This window comes from Devosia sp. P2_G7, from assembly GCF_056403495.1.
In genome coordinates, this window is the sequence record NZ_JBFUFI010000002.1 from 318,493 (window position 1) to 333,201 (window position 14,709).

19 protein-coding genes are annotated in these 14,709 nt (G+C 63.9%); 4 read left to right on the plus strand and 15 right to left on the minus strand.

Going from position 1 to position 14,709, the window contains the following annotated elements; genetic code table 11:
* The first annotated feature begins 198 nt into the window (after window positions 1-198).
* Window positions 199-342 carry a DUF1127 domain-containing protein gene (locus tag AC1DWU_RS04760; protein ID WP_477148820.1) on the plus strand — a complete coding sequence of 48 codons (144 nt, stop codon included), beginning with the start codon at window positions 199-201 and terminating at the stop codon, window positions 340-342.
* A 189-nt stretch (window positions 343-531) separates the two neighbouring features.
* Here the strand turns inward: AC1DWU_RS04760 and uvrC are convergent, their stop codons facing one another.
* Window positions 532-2,412, minus strand: coding sequence for an excinuclease ABC subunit UvrC (uvrC, locus tag AC1DWU_RS04765; protein WP_477148821.1), 1,881 nt, complete (start codon window positions 2,410-2,412; stop codon window positions 532-534).
* Complete coding sequence (locus AC1DWU_RS04770; protein WP_477148822.1) at window positions 2,409-3,212, minus strand: SDR family oxidoreductase; 804 nt, start codon at window positions 3,210-3,212, stop codon at window positions 2,409-2,411. Before AC1DWU_RS04770 ends, uvrC begins: the two co-directional genes overlap by 4 nt.
* Window positions 3,213-3,483: 271 nt before the next feature.
* Between AC1DWU_RS04770 and AC1DWU_RS04775 the strand changes: the two genes are divergently transcribed.
* The 3 genes from AC1DWU_RS04775 to AC1DWU_RS04785 all read left to right on the plus strand — a co-directional run bounded on the left by AC1DWU_RS04775 (window position 3,484) and on the right by AC1DWU_RS04785 (window position 5,483).
* Window positions 3,484-3,807, plus strand: coding sequence for a hypothetical protein (locus AC1DWU_RS04775; RefSeq protein ID WP_055880671.1), 324 nt, complete (start codon window positions 3,484-3,486; stop codon window positions 3,805-3,807).
* A gap of 72 nt (window positions 3,808-3,879) precedes the next feature.
* On the plus strand, window positions 3,880-4,827 hold the full coding sequence (locus tag AC1DWU_RS04780) for a DMT family transporter (RefSeq protein ID WP_477148823.1): 948 nt from the start codon (window positions 3,880-3,882) through the stop codon (window positions 4,825-4,827).
* Window positions 4,828-5,042: 215 nt separating this feature from the next.
* A complete protein-coding gene (locus AC1DWU_RS04785) occupies window positions 5,043-5,483 on the plus strand; it encodes a hypothetical protein (protein ID WP_477148824.1) in 441 nt (146 codons plus the stop codon).
* Between the two features lie 77 nt (window positions 5,484-5,560).
* Here AC1DWU_RS04785 and AC1DWU_RS04790 read toward each other — a convergent pair whose 3' ends face one another.
* From AC1DWU_RS04790 to AC1DWU_RS04850, 13 genes are all read right to left on the minus strand, one after another.
* Window positions 5,561-5,782: a hypothetical protein gene (locus AC1DWU_RS04790; protein ID WP_477148825.1), complete on the minus strand. Its 222-nt coding sequence runs from the start codon at window positions 5,780-5,782 to the stop codon at window positions 5,561-5,563.
* 62 nt (window positions 5,783-5,844) lie between these two features.
* On the minus strand, window positions 5,845-6,261 hold the full coding sequence (locus AC1DWU_RS04795) for an SH3 domain-containing protein (protein WP_477148826.1): 417 nt from the start codon (window positions 6,259-6,261) through the stop codon (window positions 5,845-5,847).
* 149 nt (window positions 6,262-6,410) lie between these two features.
* Entirely contained in the window at window positions 6,411-6,869 is a 459-nt protein-coding gene (locus tag AC1DWU_RS04800) for an SH3 domain-containing protein (RefSeq protein ID WP_477148827.1), read from the minus strand.
* 148 nt (window positions 6,870-7,017) lie between these two features.
* On the minus strand, window positions 7,018-7,383 hold the full coding sequence (locus AC1DWU_RS04805; protein WP_477148828.1) for an SH3 domain-containing protein: 366 nt from the start codon (window positions 7,381-7,383) through the stop codon (window positions 7,018-7,020).
* A 146-nt stretch (window positions 7,384-7,529) separates the two neighbouring features.
* Window positions 7,530-7,892 carry an SH3 domain-containing protein gene (locus AC1DWU_RS04810; protein WP_477148829.1) on the minus strand — a complete coding sequence of 121 codons (363 nt, stop codon included), beginning with the start codon at window positions 7,890-7,892 and terminating at the stop codon, window positions 7,530-7,532.
* A gap of 153 nt (window positions 7,893-8,045) precedes the next feature.
* A complete protein-coding gene (locus AC1DWU_RS04815; RefSeq protein WP_477148830.1) occupies window positions 8,046-8,408 on the minus strand; it encodes an SH3 domain-containing protein in 363 nt (120 codons plus the stop codon).
* Between the two features lie 253 nt (window positions 8,409-8,661).
* Complete coding sequence (locus tag AC1DWU_RS04820; protein ID WP_477148831.1) at window positions 8,662-8,967, minus strand: hypothetical protein; 306 nt, start codon at window positions 8,965-8,967, stop codon at window positions 8,662-8,664.
* 98 nt (window positions 8,968-9,065) lie between these two features.
* Complete coding sequence (locus tag AC1DWU_RS04825; RefSeq protein ID WP_477148832.1) at window positions 9,066-9,398, minus strand: cupredoxin domain-containing protein; 333 nt, start codon at window positions 9,396-9,398, stop codon at window positions 9,066-9,068.
* A 64-nt stretch (window positions 9,399-9,462) separates the two neighbouring features.
* Complete coding sequence (locus tag AC1DWU_RS04830; protein ID WP_477148833.1) at window positions 9,463-9,633, minus strand: hypothetical protein; 171 nt, start codon at window positions 9,631-9,633, stop codon at window positions 9,463-9,465.
* 100 nt (window positions 9,634-9,733) lie between these two features.
* Window positions 9,734-10,327: a hypothetical protein gene (locus tag AC1DWU_RS04835; RefSeq protein WP_477148834.1), complete on the minus strand. Its 594-nt coding sequence runs from the start codon at window positions 10,325-10,327 to the stop codon at window positions 9,734-9,736.
* Between the two features lie 844 nt (window positions 10,328-11,171).
* Complete coding sequence (locus AC1DWU_RS04840; protein ID WP_477148835.1) at window positions 11,172-11,906, minus strand: hypothetical protein; 735 nt, start codon at window positions 11,904-11,906, stop codon at window positions 11,172-11,174.
* Between the two features lie 116 nt (window positions 11,907-12,022).
* A complete protein-coding gene (locus AC1DWU_RS04845) occupies window positions 12,023-13,960 on the minus strand; it encodes a caspase family protein (RefSeq protein ID WP_477148836.1) in 1,938 nt (645 codons plus the stop codon).
* Complete coding sequence (locus tag AC1DWU_RS04850; protein ID WP_477148837.1) at window positions 13,957-14,580, minus strand: hypothetical protein; 624 nt, start codon at window positions 14,578-14,580, stop codon at window positions 13,957-13,959. The genes AC1DWU_RS04845 and AC1DWU_RS04850 overlap by 4 nt, the downstream gene beginning before the upstream one ends.
* Between the last annotated feature and the right edge of the window lie 129 nt (window positions 14,581-14,709).

Consider the following 14,709-nt stretch of genomic DNA (forward strand, 5'->3'; position numbering starts at 1 on the left):
CCATGATGGTGAATGGTGTCTGAACAGGTTTCCACCCGGAGATGCCCGGCGCGCGGGCTGGATGGACGAGTCTGAACGGAAACTTAACGGCAGTTAATCGACCATGCGCAACGTGCATAGCTCGGGTGCGAAATACCCTACTGGTTGGGTCGGGTTGGCGGGCATATATCAGCGTCACCAAACAGAAGGGGAAACCAAATGAACATCCGTCAGAAGCTTTCGCAGTTCGCCGCCTACAACCGCACCGTCCGTGAGCTCTCGCAGCTGAGCAACACCCAGCTCCGCGACCTCGGCATCACCCGCGACGACATCAAGGTCGTTGCCCGTACTGCGGTCAACTAAGCAGCGCTCTCAGCGATGAGATGAACGAAGGCGCCCTCGGGCGCCTTTTGTTTTTGGGGGTACGCAGATTACTTGCATCGTGCCCCAAGAAGTCCCCCCTCTTGGAATTTCCAGGACTTAGCGAAGGGCTAAGCCCAAGCAATTCCATTCTCCCCCGCTTGGGGGGAGATGGGGCCGGTGGCTGTGGCCCTAAGAGCCGTTGAAATGGTCGTAGATCTGTTGGGCGAGCTGGGTGGAGACGCCCGGCACGGAGGCGAGGTCGGCGAGGGCGGCGCGGCCGACGGCTTTGGCGCTGCCGAAGCGCTGGAGCAGGGCGCGCTTTCTCGTCGGGCCGATGCCTTCGATTTCGTCGAGCGGGTTCTTGATGATGTCCTTCTTGCGCTTGGCGCGGTGGGTCCCGATGGCGAAGCGGTGGGCTTCGTCGCGGAGGCGCTGGACGTAGTAGAGGACGGGATCGCGGTGGGGGAGCATGAAGGCGTCGCGGCCTTCCATGAAGAACTTCTCGCGGCCGGCGTCGCGCTCCTCGCCCTTGGCGATGCCGATGAAGATGACCTCCTTCTGGAGGTTCAACTGGGCGATCACTTCGCGCACTGCATTGAGCTGGCCGGCGCCGCCGTCGATGAAGACGACGTCGGGCCAATCCGGCATGCCGGTGTTTTCGTCCTCGGCCTCGGGCTCGCTCTCGTTGGCGAGGCGGGTGAAGCGGCGGGTCAGCACTTCGCGCATCATGCCGAAATCGTCGCCGGGGGTGATGTCGGTCGAGCGGATGTTGAAGGTGCGATAGTACTTCTTGTTCAGCCCCTCTTCGCCAGCGACGATCATGGCGCCAACCGCGTTGGTGCCGGAGATGTGGGAGTTGTCGTAGACCTCGATGCGGCGCGGCGGCTCGTCGAGGCCGAACAGGGTGGCGACGCCCTCGAGCAGGGTTTTCTGGGTGGCGCCTTCGGCCAGCTGACGGCCCAGCGCCTCGCGGGCGTTGTTGAGGGCGTGCTGGACCAGGTCCTTCTTCTCGCCGCGCTGCGGGGTCTGGATCGAGACTTTCGAGCCGGCGCGGGCGGAGAGGGCTTCCTCCATCAGGTCCTTCTCGCTCAACTCGTGCGAGAGCAGAATCTGCTTGGGCGGGGTGCGGTCTTCGTAGAACTGGCTGATGAAGGCCTCGAGCACTTCGGCATCGGAGAGTGAGGCATCGGCGCGCGGGCGGAAGGCGTGGTTGCCCCAGTTCTGGTAGGCGCGGAAGAAGAACACCTGGACGCAGAACTGCCCGGCCTCGTGGCCGATGGCGAAGACGTCGGCTTCCTCGACGGATTTCGAGGCGACATCGCCTTGCGATTGCACTAGGGCCAGGGCGCTTAGGCGGTCGCGGAGCAGGGCGGCGCGCTCGAAATCAAGGGCTTCGGCGGCGACGTTCATGTCGGCCGCGAGGTGATCTTGCACGGACTTGGACTTGCCGGAGAGGAACTGACGGGCTTCCTCGACCAGCTCGTTGTAGTCGGTGATCGAGATTTCGCCGGTGCAGGGGGCCGAGCAGCGTTTGATCTGGTGGAGCATGCAGGGGCGGGTGCGGGCCTTGTAGAAGCTGTCCGAACAGGTGCGGAGCAGGAAGGCGCGCTGCAGCGCGGTAATGGTGCGCTTGACCGCCAGCGCCGAGGCGAAGGGGCCGAAATAGTGGCCCTTGATGCGGCGGGACCCGCGATGCTTCTTGAGCTCGGCGGCTTCGTGCTCGGTGGCGATGAGGATGTAGGGGAAGCTCTTGTCGTCGCGCAGCAGCACGTTGAAGCGCGGCTTCAGGCGCTTGATCAGGTTGGCTTCGAGGAGGAGCGCTTCGGCCTCGGTCTCGGTGCGCACGAACTCCATGTTGACGGTGGCTTCGATCATCCGGCGGATGCGGATATCGAGGCCTTCAGGGCGCGTATAGTTGGTAACGCGCGCCTTGAGGTTGCGCGCCTTGCCGACATAGACGACTTCGCCGGCCGCATCGAACATCCGGTAGACGCCGGGCGACGCGGGCAGGGTCTTGACGAAGCTCTTGATAACTTCGGCGCCGTGCAGCGGAGGAGACGTGTCGGTCATTTGCGCCTCGGGGTCGGTCCGCGGCGGGCCGGCCACTCGATGTGCTCACCGCCATCGAGGACGATCATCTGGCCGGTCATGGAGTCGAGCGACAGAATCGCCGCGACGCCATCGGCGATGCCATCGGGGCCGGCGGCGCGGCCGAGCGGCAATTCGGTGAGGCGGCGAAGGTGTGCTTCGGACGAGACGTGCGGCGGCGGCACGGTGGGGCCGGGGCCGATGGCGTTGACGCGAATGCGGGGGGCGAGCGACTGGGCCAGGGTGCGGGTCATGGTCCAGAGCACGGACTTCGACAAGGTGTAGCTGAAGAAGGCCGGCGACAGGTCGAGGACGCGCTCGTCGATGATGTTGATGATGTTGCCGGAGGCGCCCTCGGGAAGCTGGGCGGCGAAATCACGCGACAGGAAGGCCGGTGCCTCGGCGTGGACGGCGAAGTGCGCGTCCCAAAGAGCCTCGTCGAGATCGGCGACGGAATCGCGCTCGAAGCTCGAGGCGTTGTTGACCAGCAGGGTGAGTGGGCCGAAGTGTTTGGCAGCATCGGCGATGAGTGTAGCGCGGCGGTCGCGGTCGGCGAGGTCGGCGCCGATGGTCGCTGCTTTGCCGCCGCCGGCGCGAATTTCCGCGGCCACGGCTTCGGCTTTTTCGGCCGATGAGCGGTAGTGGATGATCACGGCCCAGCCGTCGCGGGCGAGGCGGCGCGCGATGGCAGCGCCGACCCGGTCGGCAGCTCCGGTGACGAGCGCAATCTTTGGGGCGACGCGGCTGAGATCGGCCGGGGAATGTTCGGGTGCTGATGTCATGAGTCGAGGCGAAAGATAGGGCTTCGCGTGGCCCGCTTCAATTGATGGCGCTGCGGTGCCGCATCGGCAAGTTGAGGGCAATGATGAGTGACGTACGGCAAGCAAAAAACCGCAGGTTTGAACCGCGAGAACTTTGGCCCGGCGAGATTTCCCCTATTCATTCAAGTAGGTGCGCGTTGGTGACTACCGACTCTCCACGATCGGGCGTATCGTCGCAATTGCGAGTTGGGGGCCACTCGGCTTCCAAAAGCTGGATCTGAGGAGCGTCCAAATGGAAGCAATTATTCCGATTCTCGTTCAACTGATTGGCGGCGGCGTGGGGGGTAACGGCATCGCGGCCGTGCTGAAGCAGGTTAATCTCGGGCCGGTGGGCAATACGATCGCGGGCGCGATCGGCGGCTGGCTCGGCACCTGGCTGGCGGGCATGATCCCCGGGCTATCCGGTCTCGTCGGTACGGCTGCAGCGGCCGCCGGTACGGGCGGGATGGACATCGGCGCACTCGCCGGGCAGGGCCTGACGGGTCTGGTCGGTGGTGGTCTCTTGACCACGATCGCCGGGCTGATCAAGAACGCCACGATGAAGAGCAGCAGCTGATTGCTCACTTAGTTCCCGCCTCTTGCCCCGAGCCGCAGGCCCGGGGCATTTGACTTCTGCAGAGTTCGTTCCATGACTGAGCCCACAACCGGGCAACCCCGCCGCCGAGCCGACAATGTCGCGCTCGCTATCGGCCTTACTCTCTTCGCCATCGTGATCTTCGGCGTGCAGGACGCAGTGTCCAAGACGCTGGTGCAGACGCATTCGCCGTTTCAGATCGCCATGCTCCGCTTCTGGGCGTTCGCGGCGTTTTCCCTGGTGCTGGTGAGCCGGCAGGGGCCGCTGAAGCAGGCGTTCCGCTCGAAATATCCATGGCTGCAAGGGCTGCGGGCGCTGCTGCTGGTGGTCGATATCTGGACGTTCGCAGTGGCGTTGCGAACCGTACCGCTGGCGGAGCTGCAGGCGATCACGCTGGTTTACCCGCTGCTGGCGACGCTGGTGGCGATCCCGATCCTCGGCGAGCGGGTTGGAGTGTTCCGGATCGTCGCAGTATTTGCCGGGTTCTGCGGGGCGCTGGTGATCATCCGGCCGGGTGGGTTGCCGATCGACGGCGGGGTGTTGTTCGCGCTGGTGTCGGCGACGAGTTACGCGGTCTACATCGCGCTGACCCGGAAGGTATCGAGCGTAGATACGACGGCGACCAGCATGGTCTATGTCGGGGTGATCGGACTGGCACTGACGACCGCGACCGGCGTGTTCTTCTGGCAGCCGATGGACCTGACGGCGACGCTGCAGATGGCGTTGGTGATGGTGACTTCGACGGCCTCGCATGGGCTGATGATGGTGGCGCTGTCGCGGGCGCCGGCCAGCACGCTGCAGCCGTTCAGCTACTTCTCGCTGCCATGGGGCATTTTCCTCAGCTACCAGGTGTTCGGGCACCTGATCGACCCGATCTCTCTGGTCGGCGCGGCGGTGATCGTCGGCGCTGGGCTGGTGGTGATGGCGCGGGAGCGACACCTGAGCCAGGTGGGGAGGAAGACTGCAGCGACGGCGGTAGAGGAGGAGACGCCGCCGCATTGAGCGGGCACCTGCTGCCGAGGGGCGCGAGGGCGGCGGCTTGATCCGGTATCGTGGCTCCGCTCACCCCCACCCATCCTCCCCCGTCAGAGGGGGAGGTGCCGCTCTGTGGATGTGGCGATTGTCGGGACAAGTTTCCGGGCAACTTCTTGAATCGGCGAACCCCCGGGGACATCTGATGAGCGATGGGCGCTGACGCTCCGGGAAGGGGATTGGCTATGGTTGTGCTGCTGGAAATCGCGCTGGTTCTGGGGCTGATCGGCATTGTCGGCAGCTACTTCTTCCGTGGGCGGCGCGATGCCGAGCGGCAGGAGGTGATCGAGCGGCGGGTCGAGGCCTATATGCAGACGATCCGGCGCGAGGGCGGCGGCTCGGAACTGGCGGCGATGGGTGACCTGGAGCTCAAGGACCTGCTGCTGTCGAGCGCCCGAAACCTCAGGGTGCAGGCGGAGCGCAAGTGGTACATCCTGTTGGGTGGAGGCGCCGCGGCGGTGCTGGCGGCTATTGCGATCGGCACCGAGGAAGGCACGCGCGGCTTCGGCATCGTCCTGTTGGTGGCTGCCGTGGCGCTCTACGGAATCAACGAGTTCCTGGGGCGGCGCATGCGGGAGCCGCTGCTGGCGCGTGGCATCGACGTTGAGCGGCTAAGGGTCGAGTAGGGCAGGAGGACGGCATCTGCAGTCGCCCCCTCCACCACACTTCGGGTGGTCTTCTTCCCCCGCCACGCGGGGGAGGATCAGAGGCGGCGCATTTTTCCGACCATGAAGACGATCGCGCCGGCGATGACCAGCACGATCGGCGCCAACACCATGAGCGACAGGATCGTGCCGTCGATGTGGATGGTGCCGTTCTTCTGCAGCTCGGAGAGGCCGAAGCGCTCGATGAAGAAGATGCCGAGGCCCACGCTGGCGAGGGTCGAGGCGAGCTTCACGTAAGGCTTCATCTGCTGCGTAGCCATGGGGCACCGGGCGCTGTGTGGTGCGACCTAGATAGGCCGCGCCACGACGCCCGACAAGCGGGTCAGTTGCTGAAGCAGAACGACGCGTTGGAGCCGCCGAAACAGGCCTGGCTGCGATAGAACGGGTAGCGGTAGCGATAGCGCGGCCGCTCCAGATAGAAGCCATCATCGAAGTAGTCATCGTCGTAATCGTCGTAGTAGCGATCGTCGTCGTCGTAGCGGTCGGCGTTGAGGAAATTGGCGTTGACCCAGCCATCGGCGCCGCGCTGCTCGATTCTGCACCAGGAGCCCCTGCAGTAGTCGACCTCGACCCGCTGGCCGCGACGCAGCACGTCCACCACCGAGTACCCCGTGCCCGGGCCTGAGCGGACGTTGACGGTGCTTGAGGCATAGGCGCTGGCGGCGCTGGCAGCGGTGATGCCACCGGCCACGGCAAAGAGGGCGCTGGTGACGCCGAGGGCCAGACGATTGAGGGGCATGAGGGGGCTCCTTTCAGGAGAAATCTTTGTCGTAACTCTCCCCAAACGCGGCGAACCTGCGCCGGGTTTCCTGAACTGAAAATGAACGGCGATCCGAGGTCGAGGCGGCGGGAGCTGGCATCGACGAGCTGTGTGCGGCGCTGCGACGATCAGCGACGGGGGCAGACTTTCGCGTAGTCACCATGGATGCAGATGATGCCGCCGTAGAAATCGTAGCTGCGGTGGCGCTGATGCGGCCGCTCGAGGAAGGAATAGTCGTCGTAGAAGCGTTCGCCGCCATAGTAGCCACCGGCATAGGAGGGGCTCTTGTGATCGACGTTCTCCACGTAGCCGTGCTTGGCGTAGTGGCGCGGGGTGGTGAGATAATTGGCATCGACCCAGCCGTCCGGACCGGGTTGCCGGATCAGGCACCACGGGCCCTGGCAGTAGTTGATGCGGACCGGCTGACCGGCGCCCAGCACATCGGCGACCGGATAGCCACCGCCGGGGCCGGCGCGGACGTTGACGGCAGCGGACGCGACGACTCCACCGGCAGCGGCGGGAACGACGGCGAAGGCGAGGGCGGCAAACGTCGCGGAAAGGCACAGAGCGGCTCGAAGCAGGGACATTTCGGGTTCCTCCCTTGGGTAGAAACTCGCGATCTGGCGGAAAGCTGCGGCGCCAGCTTCGGGTATGTCTAACGGCCGGTAAACGAAAGCGCCCCCGGGGGAGGTCCCGGGAGCGCTTCGGATCGGCCCGACTTGCGTCGGATGAAGATCAGTAGCTGGTGCCGAGGCAGAACTGGGCGTTCTTGCCCTCGACGCAGAAGTTGCTGCCGAAGCCGTAGCCGGGCTTGGCCGGGTAGTAGTCATCATCATCGTAGTAGTCGAAATCGATCACGTTGGCGCGGACCCAACCGTCCGGGCCCGGGATCTGCAGCTTGTACCAGTTGTTCCACTGGCCGATGACCTTGACCTTATCGCCTTCATCGACGTTATTGACCACGACGGAGCCGTTGCTGTGGTTCTTGCGGACGTTGGCGTCGTGATCGACATAGGCCCAGGTGGCGGCCATGGAGGCGCCGGCGGTTGCAATCACGATGGCGGTGGCGAGGGCTGCAGTCTTGATGCTCTTGATGAACATGATGGGATCCTTTGGAGTCTGTTGCGGCATCGCTGCCTTGTCATGAGGTTTAACAGTGCCAAGCTGAACGCAGCCTGAAACCCCCTGACAGAAACGCGCCCCCGGAAACCGGGGGCGCGCTGCATGGACCCGATGGTCCGTGGGGCTTAGTAGCCGCCGCTCAGGCAGAACGAGGCGTTCTGGCCGTTGATGCAGAACGAGCTGCCGTAGCCATAGCCGTAGCCGGGGAACGGGCCCGGGAACGGACCGGGGTTGAAATCGAGCACGCCGGACTTCACCCAGCCATCCTGGCCCGGGATCTGGATCTTGTACCAGTTGTTCCACTGGCCGATGATCTTGACCTTCTGGCCTTCCTGGACCCAGTTGACGGTCTGGGAAGCCAGCTGGTGATGCTTCTTCACCTTGGCGTTGTTGTCGACCCAGGCGTACTGGGCAGCCATCGAAACGCCGGCGGTGGCGACGACGACGAGGGTGGCGAGGGCGGCGGTCTTCAGAGCGCGGAAAGACATCTTCGGTTTCCTTCGTTTTTCAGGGTTGGCATCACTGCCTTGACCGTGAAGTTAGAAGGAAGTGCCTGAACCGAAGCTGAAACCCTTGTTTAGGTAGAATTATTTGGCGCCGTCAGCGCAATTCGTTCATCTTTGTGGCGGGCTGCAATCGCCTCACCGGCAGAACAAGCTGCCCTCACAGCGATCGAGCGGATCGAGGGGATCAAAGCCGAGGAACCTGTGCGGGGTGACCTCGAGCTTGGCGCCGGAGCCAACGAGGTAGGAGCCGCGGACCCAGCCGCCGGGTTCGCCGTCGGCATCGAGGAACAGGCACCAGTTGGACTCACGGGTGCAGCGCAGCAGCTGGACCCGAGCGCCCTTTTCGAGCGTGCCGATGGTGCGGTAGCCGGCGCCGGGGCCGCTGCGCACCGGAATATCGGCGGAGGCGCGGGCCGTACCGCGCGAGGCCGCCTCGGCGGGCATGGCCGCAAGGCTGGCGGCGAGCAGGCTGAGAGCGAAAAGGGCGGTGCGCATCATGGCGGGCTCCGGATGGCCTTGTTGTTCTTGTTGAGGATCAGCAACGCCGGAAAGCGGGCTAAATCGCGGCACACTCATAGAACTGCTGCGTGCAGGAGCCAAGACTGCCGGGGGTAGGGGGTAGGGCGGCGAAGGCATGGATGCTCTCGGGATGGTCGAAGGTCGGGAGAGTTATCCGACGGCGGCGCGACGGGGATAAGAGGTTGCTGCGGGGCGGCCGGAGGCGTGCGCCGCTGAAGGTTGTCGCCGAGCCTCAGTAGGGGATGGGGCGCTTGCGCTTGATTTCGGCGATGCGGTCGGCGTCGGCCTCGGCACTGAGGTAGCGGCCGCGCTCGAGGATTTCGAGCGTGTATTCGCGGTAGGTGAGGCCGAGGGCGTCGGCGCGGCGGGCGCGCATCACGGCGATGTCGTAGGGCACGTCGTTGAAGGCCTTTTCGCTGGCGGCCTTCCACTCGAAGTAGTTGCCGATGCCATTTGCGCCCCAGGGACGCGGGGAATCGTCGAGCGGCGGGCCGCCGTTCGAGCGCGGATCGGGAGTGGGGCGTTCGTCGTCAAGCATTGAGCGATGATCGGCGGCGGCGCCCGGGCAGTCAACGGAGTGGAGTTGATGGCTGGGATGAAGATTTCGAATGGTTGCGCGGTGCGGCGGCGAGCCGGTTACTTCGCGGTCACGGTTCCCTTCATCGAGGGGTGGATCTTGCAGATGTAGGCGTGTGCCCCGGCCGCGGCGACCGTGACGGTGGCGCTCTCGCCGGTCGACAGGCGGCCGGTGTCGAAGGCGCCGTCCTTGGCCGTGGCGGTGTGCGGGGCGCTGTCGTTGTTGACGAAGGTGATGGTGTCGCCCGCGGCGACGGTGAGCTTGGCGGGGGAGAACTTGTGTCCCGCTATGGTGACGGTGTGCCCGGCCGCTTCGGCGGGCAGGGCGCCGAGGGCGAACCCGCCCAGCACCAGGGGCAGGGACAGGGCGGCGGCGACGAACGGATTGCGCATGCGGGCCTCCTCTCTGGATGAGCGCCGAAGGCTAGGAGCCGGCGGGCGGCGACGCAATGCGGGGTCACGGAGTGGTGAAGGCCGCGGCAAGCGCGCTGATGTGGGGCGCGATGACGAGATAGAGCGCGGCCTTTTCGTGGGTGGTGTGGGGGATGTGTTCGCGCGCCGGGCGCTGCAGATGGGGCACAGGGCCGGTGTCGTGGTGGGGCGGATCGATGGGGGGAAGGAAGGGCATGGAGGTCTCCGTTGTCGAGGAAACGGAGGAGTATGCAGGTCGGTGAGGGGGCGGGGATAGGTGGGGAGGGGAAGCGCCGGCCGGGGCCGGCGCTCGGGCGCTACTGGAGGATCACCGGAGGCTCGGCCGGGGATGAGTCGCCGCTTTCCACCAGGCTGCCGGCGGGGGCCTTGTCGAGCTGGCGGAACACCTTGTCGCCGTTCTGCAGGATGGAGAGCAGGGTCTGGTTGCCGGTGAGCGGGCTGGGTGTGTGGCCCGTGCAGGCGGACTGACTGGGGCAGACCACGAAGCACGCACCGCCGTCGCCGTCGCAATTGTCATTGGTGCAGGTGGCAAGCAACCCGCCGCCGTCGTCGAACACGCCGCCCACCTTGGCGCAGGCCGAGTTGAGCTTTGTCCCTCCGGTGTCGTCGGGGGGCAGCACGATCATGGCGTTGGTCTTGGCCCACTTCTGGCAGCGGGCATAGCGGGCGTCGCACTGCTTGCGGCACTCGGCCACGTTGTTGTCGATGTCGATGAGCTGGTCGCAGGTCTGATCGCAACTGAAGTTGTTCTGGTCGCAGACCTTCATCCGCTGCTCGTAGGTGCCGATCGGCCGGCCCGGTTTCCTCGGCGCTGCGGTGGCGTCGGTGACGAATGCGGCGGCCAGGGCCAGCGTGATCACGGCGAGAAAAATCGTACGGATGCGCTCCATGGTTTCCTCCCATCCAGCGCGCCTCGCCCTCGCGGGTATTTTAGCAGCGCTGCAGGGGGTTACGATAGGGGCTTGGGTCGCCGGGGGCGGGCGGCGGAAGCAAAGGGCCGCTCGCGGGGCGTGGATGACAGACGTGCCGGAGCGCCCGACGGCCGTGGGCCTCGGGGGATGCGGGCAGGGGGACGGGGCCGGCGAGGCTTTGCCTCGAGCGGTAGTCCGCAATGGTAGTGCGAGGCATCGCCTCGCCGGCCGATCGGGGTTTTGGGCTTATCTCCGGCGGGCTTCGGGACTTCCCGATGCCGCATCGCCTGACCTCGGCTCCGAGCCTGCCGATCCAGATCCTCGGGGCGAGCCCCGGACGTTTCCAGACAGACCGGTCCGGGCTCCCGTGTGACCGGGCGCCTGGCCATCGGCAGGTCCGTCACAGGACCCGCCCGGCGTTTGCTGGCGGCTTGGCTGTGGTGCAGCCCGGCCGGCCGGATTTGGGCCTGGAGCACGGCGACCCGCACTCCACCCGATCCCCACCCACGCATCGTTCGTTCGCGATTCCGTCCAGCGCGAGCAGGTGAGGGGAGGGTAATGGGGGTGGTGGGAGCGGGGATAAGTTTTGTTTGTGGCTACTGAACCGAGCTGGGGATGGGCTGGTGCGGGAAACGTACCCCCCACCCTGTCCCGGCCATTCGAGCATAGCTCTCAAGGCCTTCTCCCCTAAAATCGCTCCACTGGAGCGATTTTGCCTTCGGCGCGGCTCGAAGCCCCGCAAGGGGGGAGGAGACGCTCACACCTGCATCGAGTGCCGTTAGTGGACGCGATTAAGCCAACCGCTCCGGCCGTCGGTGCCGGCTCAGGTCCGCGGGGCTGCCGGGAGCGTGCGGCGGACGGTTTGGCGGACGAGGCGGACCTGGCGGCGGCGGTTGTCGTAGCGGGTGGTGCTGGTGGGCGTCGGAGGCGGTTCGGGTGGCTTGGCGGCGGCGGCTTCCGGGTCGTCCTCGGGGTTGGGGCGCTGCAGGGTTGGCGGGAGCGGGGTGTTGCTGTGGCCGGCGAGGCGGAGCAGGTGGGTGCGGATGATTTCTGCGGTCATCAGGTTGAGCTCGCTGATCTCGCCGTCGAGGCTGGTGAGGGCGCGGGGGCCGAGCCAGCGGGCGTCGGGGTTGCCAAAGGCGTCACACACGGCCCAGGCGTCGCCGCCGGTGAGCGGGTTGTGGCCGTAGTAGCGCGCGCGAAAACCGGCGACGGCGCGGGCCAACTGGCGCATGCCCAGCGCGAGGGCGTGGAGCAGCATGGGCGGGGCGAAGACGAGGCCGATGTGACCGGCGCCGGGCTCGCCGCGCAGCAGCCGCTGGGCCTCGCGCAGCAGCCGGGCGGCGAGGGCGATCACCGCCGGCTCAGCGGCAAGGCCCGAGGATTTCATCGTGAGGGCCCAGAGCTCATCGGCGAGCGCGCTGATGTGGGGCGCGATGACGAGATAGAGCGCGGCCTTGTCGTGCGTGGTGTGCGGAATGTGCTCGCGCGCCGGACGCTGCAGATGGGGCACGGGGCCGGTGTCGTGGTGCGGCGGATCGATGGGAGGACGGTGCATCGGTGGCTCCTGCTGGGGTGGAAACAGCGGAGTGTGCACGAGGGTGAGGGGGCGGGGATAAAGGGGGAGGCTGGGGCCTGCGGGCTGTGAGCGGACTCTCAGAGACCTGCCGCTGCTTAGGCGCTTCCCGGTTCCTCGTAGATGACGGTTTGGACGCCTGTCGTGGCGTCCTCCACAGAGATGCGCAGGTGCGGTTTGAACATCTGTATCTCACCAGATGACAGGTACTTAATCAGCTTCGCCCAATTCACTCGGTCGGGTAGCGTCAGCGACATTGCGTCTATCGCCGGATGGGAACTCCATTCGATCATAGCATCGGTGGCCGTCAGATCTCGGATCAGCTTTCGTAGATCAGCGAGGGTGGAGAACTGTTCTCCAACAGCCATTGAAATGTTCCGACCGTCGATCATGGTCTCTTCGCCAAATAGCAAAGGTGATGAGGCGACATATGCATTTATGCTTAGGTGGTCAATCGTGAATAGGTGCTTATCCCACTCTCCGTCCTTGCCAATGATCGCGCCAAAAACAAGTAAGGCGAAGACAAGCTCTGTTGGCTTCTGAATGATGCCGACTAGCTTTGCTGCGTCGTAGCGATGTAGGAGGTAATGTAGTCGTTCGGCTGCCGTTGCGTTGTATTTTGCTACTTGTCCGTGTGTACGAAGGACATCAATGAACATCTTATTGATGACAGCACTGATGTGGTCGTTCCATCCGAGTTTCAATGCGGAAACCACAAAGCAAAAGATGCCCGATGCTTGCCGGTCGTCCACGGCAACGAGAACGTTCCTGTAGTTGGTTATTACTATTTCCGAAAGTTGCTTTAGCTCAGAAAGATGTACCTCGTCTAAGGTGCGGTCCGCACAAAACCCTATCCACCCCAGCAGCAAAGCTACGCGCACGGGTAGAAAGAACAGAGATCCGAAGCTCGATCTGCCTTTGACAAGTGCTCGTGGTTCGACAATCAACTCACCCTTAAGGGCGATCAGTCGTTCAACTGACCTCGACACGAGTCGCTTAGACTGAAGGTCGAAGATTGCTTTGACTGCGCCAGAGCTGGCCAATGGAAGTAGCGACTGCGCCAGCATGATCTCTCGGTCCGGTGGGCATTGAGCCCGATCCCTCTCGTAAAACTCTACAGTTTCGGAAAGGCCCAAGAAGACACTAACCTGCTGGTTGTCAGGCAGGGATGAGATCGCCTTTTGGACTGGCCGCAGAAGTTCCGGCTGATAACCCTCCGCTTGCAGGCGATGCAAGAAGTGGCGAACCACCTCAAGTTGCTCGGCAGACAATGGAACGTTGCCTACGAAATACGACTCAGGCGAGGCAACAATCGCCGAGGCCGGATCAAAAACCGGGTTTGCGCACAGCGGGTTGGCGCCCCTGATGTTCATTCCCCAGTATGAAGGGGACTGCGATGCGACATTTGGCAGGCGTGAAATTGCCTCCGCAATCTGTGACATTTCGAAGTAAGGACTCCACCGCTGAATCACTACTGCGCCGCTTAGTATCTCCGTGATCGCAGAGGTTAGCCGCCCTCCTCCTGGGGTTTCCCGCGCGGGCTGATCGGGGCCGGCGCCAGCCAAGATCGAAATGCTGGTCGCGCCGAGCGATTTCTGAGCTCGCTCTCCGAGTACTCGCGCTAGATCGACAGCCAGTCCTCCCGCGTTGCATGCGTCAATAATTACGTTGAGTTGCAGCAAGGACGGAATTTGAACGATCAGATCGAGCAAGTCGCCGGCGCTAATCGAGGTTGCGGGCAGTATGCTGTCCTGTGTATCCCGCAATTTCAGATACAACCGACCATCCCTGCTTTCCGCATGCCCCGCGAAGTACAGGCAGACTTCGGTCGGCGCTCGCTCATACAACTCCGTAACAGCATCGCGAAGTTGTGAGGTAGTGGGGGACAGGAGCACGGTGCTCTTGTCGGTGCGATAATCATATCGGCCAGACCCGATCAACAAGCTGGCGATGCGGCTGGCATCGTGCTCGGCACCGGATAGCGGACGGATGTGATCGTAGGTGTTACATCCAACGGCAATGAGGCTGCGACTCATTTTCTGCGATAGCGCCGTAGACGCTCAGCCTCGCGTCCCATCGCCTCTGCCTCCTTCTGCCTCAGTAACTCGTCCACCCGAATCGCTTCTTCCTCGGTGTCCGGAACTTGCAGGGCGCCAATGATACGTTGATTGCTGGGGTGAATGTGCAACTGCGGATACGATACGGCACCGTACTCGTCGACCCCAAGCTCAAGCTTCTCGAGCAGCGCGCTGAGGCCCCGACGTACCTCCGCGGCGTCCTCGGAGCCGGTTAGCTCGGGGTTCTGCTCGATGTGCGCGACATTACCGACGCTTTCGGCTGCCTCCCCGACCATTTCGTACACAGAACGAGCGAACTGCGCGTGCATCTGTTCAGCCATCTGCTGCACGAAGTCGATAATTACGGACGCGTCATTGTTGAGTATCTTGTCTGTTGATATCGACACTTCAGTGTGATGCTCAACGAACTCTCCGAAGTTCTCTTTTCCGGTGGCAGCGTCCACGTGTGTCCAACTTCGCCCATGCGAATAATTGAAGGTATTTTCGGGATCTATGAGGGTGGCGTTCTTGCGTTTCAGCAACTCTGACACAAGCCGGTATACCTCTTCGTCGATGAGACCAGATTCTTTGTCGAACAAGGCAACCTCTGCAGAATAAATTCATCCGCCGGCCGATGTAGTTAGCGCAAATCATGGGGCGTTGGTAGGCCTGACACGCTGATCAAGTTCTCCTCTCGTTTTTCTAACGTCGACCGCTCGTCTGACCGC

Excerpts from the sequence above, each read along its gene's own strand:
- AC1DWU_RS04800 (WP_477148827.1), bottom strand. The coding sequence starts at position 6,869 with ATGTCCCTGCTTCGAGCCGCTCTGTGCCTTTCCGCGACGTTTGCCGCC.
- uvrC (WP_477148821.1), bottom strand. The coding sequence starts at position 2,412 with ATGACCGACACGTCTCCTCCGCTGCACGGCGCCGAAGTTATCAAGAGC.
- AC1DWU_RS04780 (WP_477148823.1), top strand. The coding sequence starts at position 3,880 with ATGACTGAGCCCACAACCGGGCAACCCCGCCGCCGAGCCGACAATGTC.
- AC1DWU_RS04815 (WP_477148830.1), bottom strand. The coding sequence starts at position 8,408 with ATGATGCGCACCGCCCTTTTCGCTCTCAGCCTGCTCGCCGCCAGCCTT.
- AC1DWU_RS04785 (WP_477148824.1), top strand. The coding sequence starts at position 5,043 with ATGGTTGTGCTGCTGGAAATCGCGCTGGTTCTGGGGCTGATCGGCATT.
- AC1DWU_RS04810 (WP_477148829.1), bottom strand. The coding sequence starts at position 7,892 with ATGTCTTTCCGCGCTCTGAAGACCGCCGCCCTCGCCACCCTCGTCGTC.
- AC1DWU_RS04790 (WP_477148825.1), bottom strand. The coding sequence starts at position 5,782 with ATGGCTACGCAGCAGATGAAGCCTTACGTGAAGCTCGCCTCGACCCTC.
- AC1DWU_RS04795 (WP_477148826.1), bottom strand. The coding sequence starts at position 6,261 with ATGCCCCTCAATCGTCTGGCCCTCGGCGTCACCAGCGCCCTCTTTGCC.
- AC1DWU_RS04830 (WP_477148833.1), bottom strand. The coding sequence starts at position 9,633 with ATGCCCTTCCTTCCCCCCATCGATCCGCCCCACCACGACACCGGCCCT.
- AC1DWU_RS04805 (WP_477148828.1), bottom strand. The coding sequence starts at position 7,383 with ATGTTCATCAAGAGCATCAAGACTGCAGCCCTCGCCACCGCCATCGTG.
- AC1DWU_RS04825 (WP_477148832.1), bottom strand. The coding sequence starts at position 9,398 with ATGCGCAATCCGTTCGTCGCCGCCGCCCTGTCCCTGCCCCTGGTGCTG.
- AC1DWU_RS04770 (WP_477148822.1), bottom strand. The coding sequence starts at position 3,212 with ATGACATCAGCACCCGAACATTCCCCGGCCGATCTCAGCCGCGTCGCC.
- AC1DWU_RS04775 (WP_055880671.1), top strand. The coding sequence starts at position 3,484 with ATGGAAGCAATTATTCCGATTCTCGTTCAACTGATTGGCGGCGGCGTG.
- AC1DWU_RS04835 (WP_477148834.1), bottom strand. The coding sequence starts at position 10,327 with ATGGAGCGCATCCGTACGATTTTTCTCGCCGTGATCACGCTGGCCCTG.
- AC1DWU_RS04845 (WP_477148836.1), bottom strand. The coding sequence starts at position 13,960 with ATGAGTCGCAGCCTCATTGCCGTTGGATGTAACACCTACGATCACATC.
- AC1DWU_RS04820 (WP_477148831.1), bottom strand. The coding sequence starts at position 8,967 with ATGCTTGACGACGAACGCCCCACTCCCGATCCGCGCTCGAACGGCGGC.
- AC1DWU_RS04840 (WP_477148835.1), bottom strand. The coding sequence starts at position 11,906 with ATGCACCGTCCTCCCATCGATCCGCCGCACCACGACACCGGCCCCGTG.
- AC1DWU_RS04760 (WP_477148820.1), top strand. The coding sequence starts at position 199 with ATGAACATCCGTCAGAAGCTTTCGCAGTTCGCCGCCTACAACCGCACC.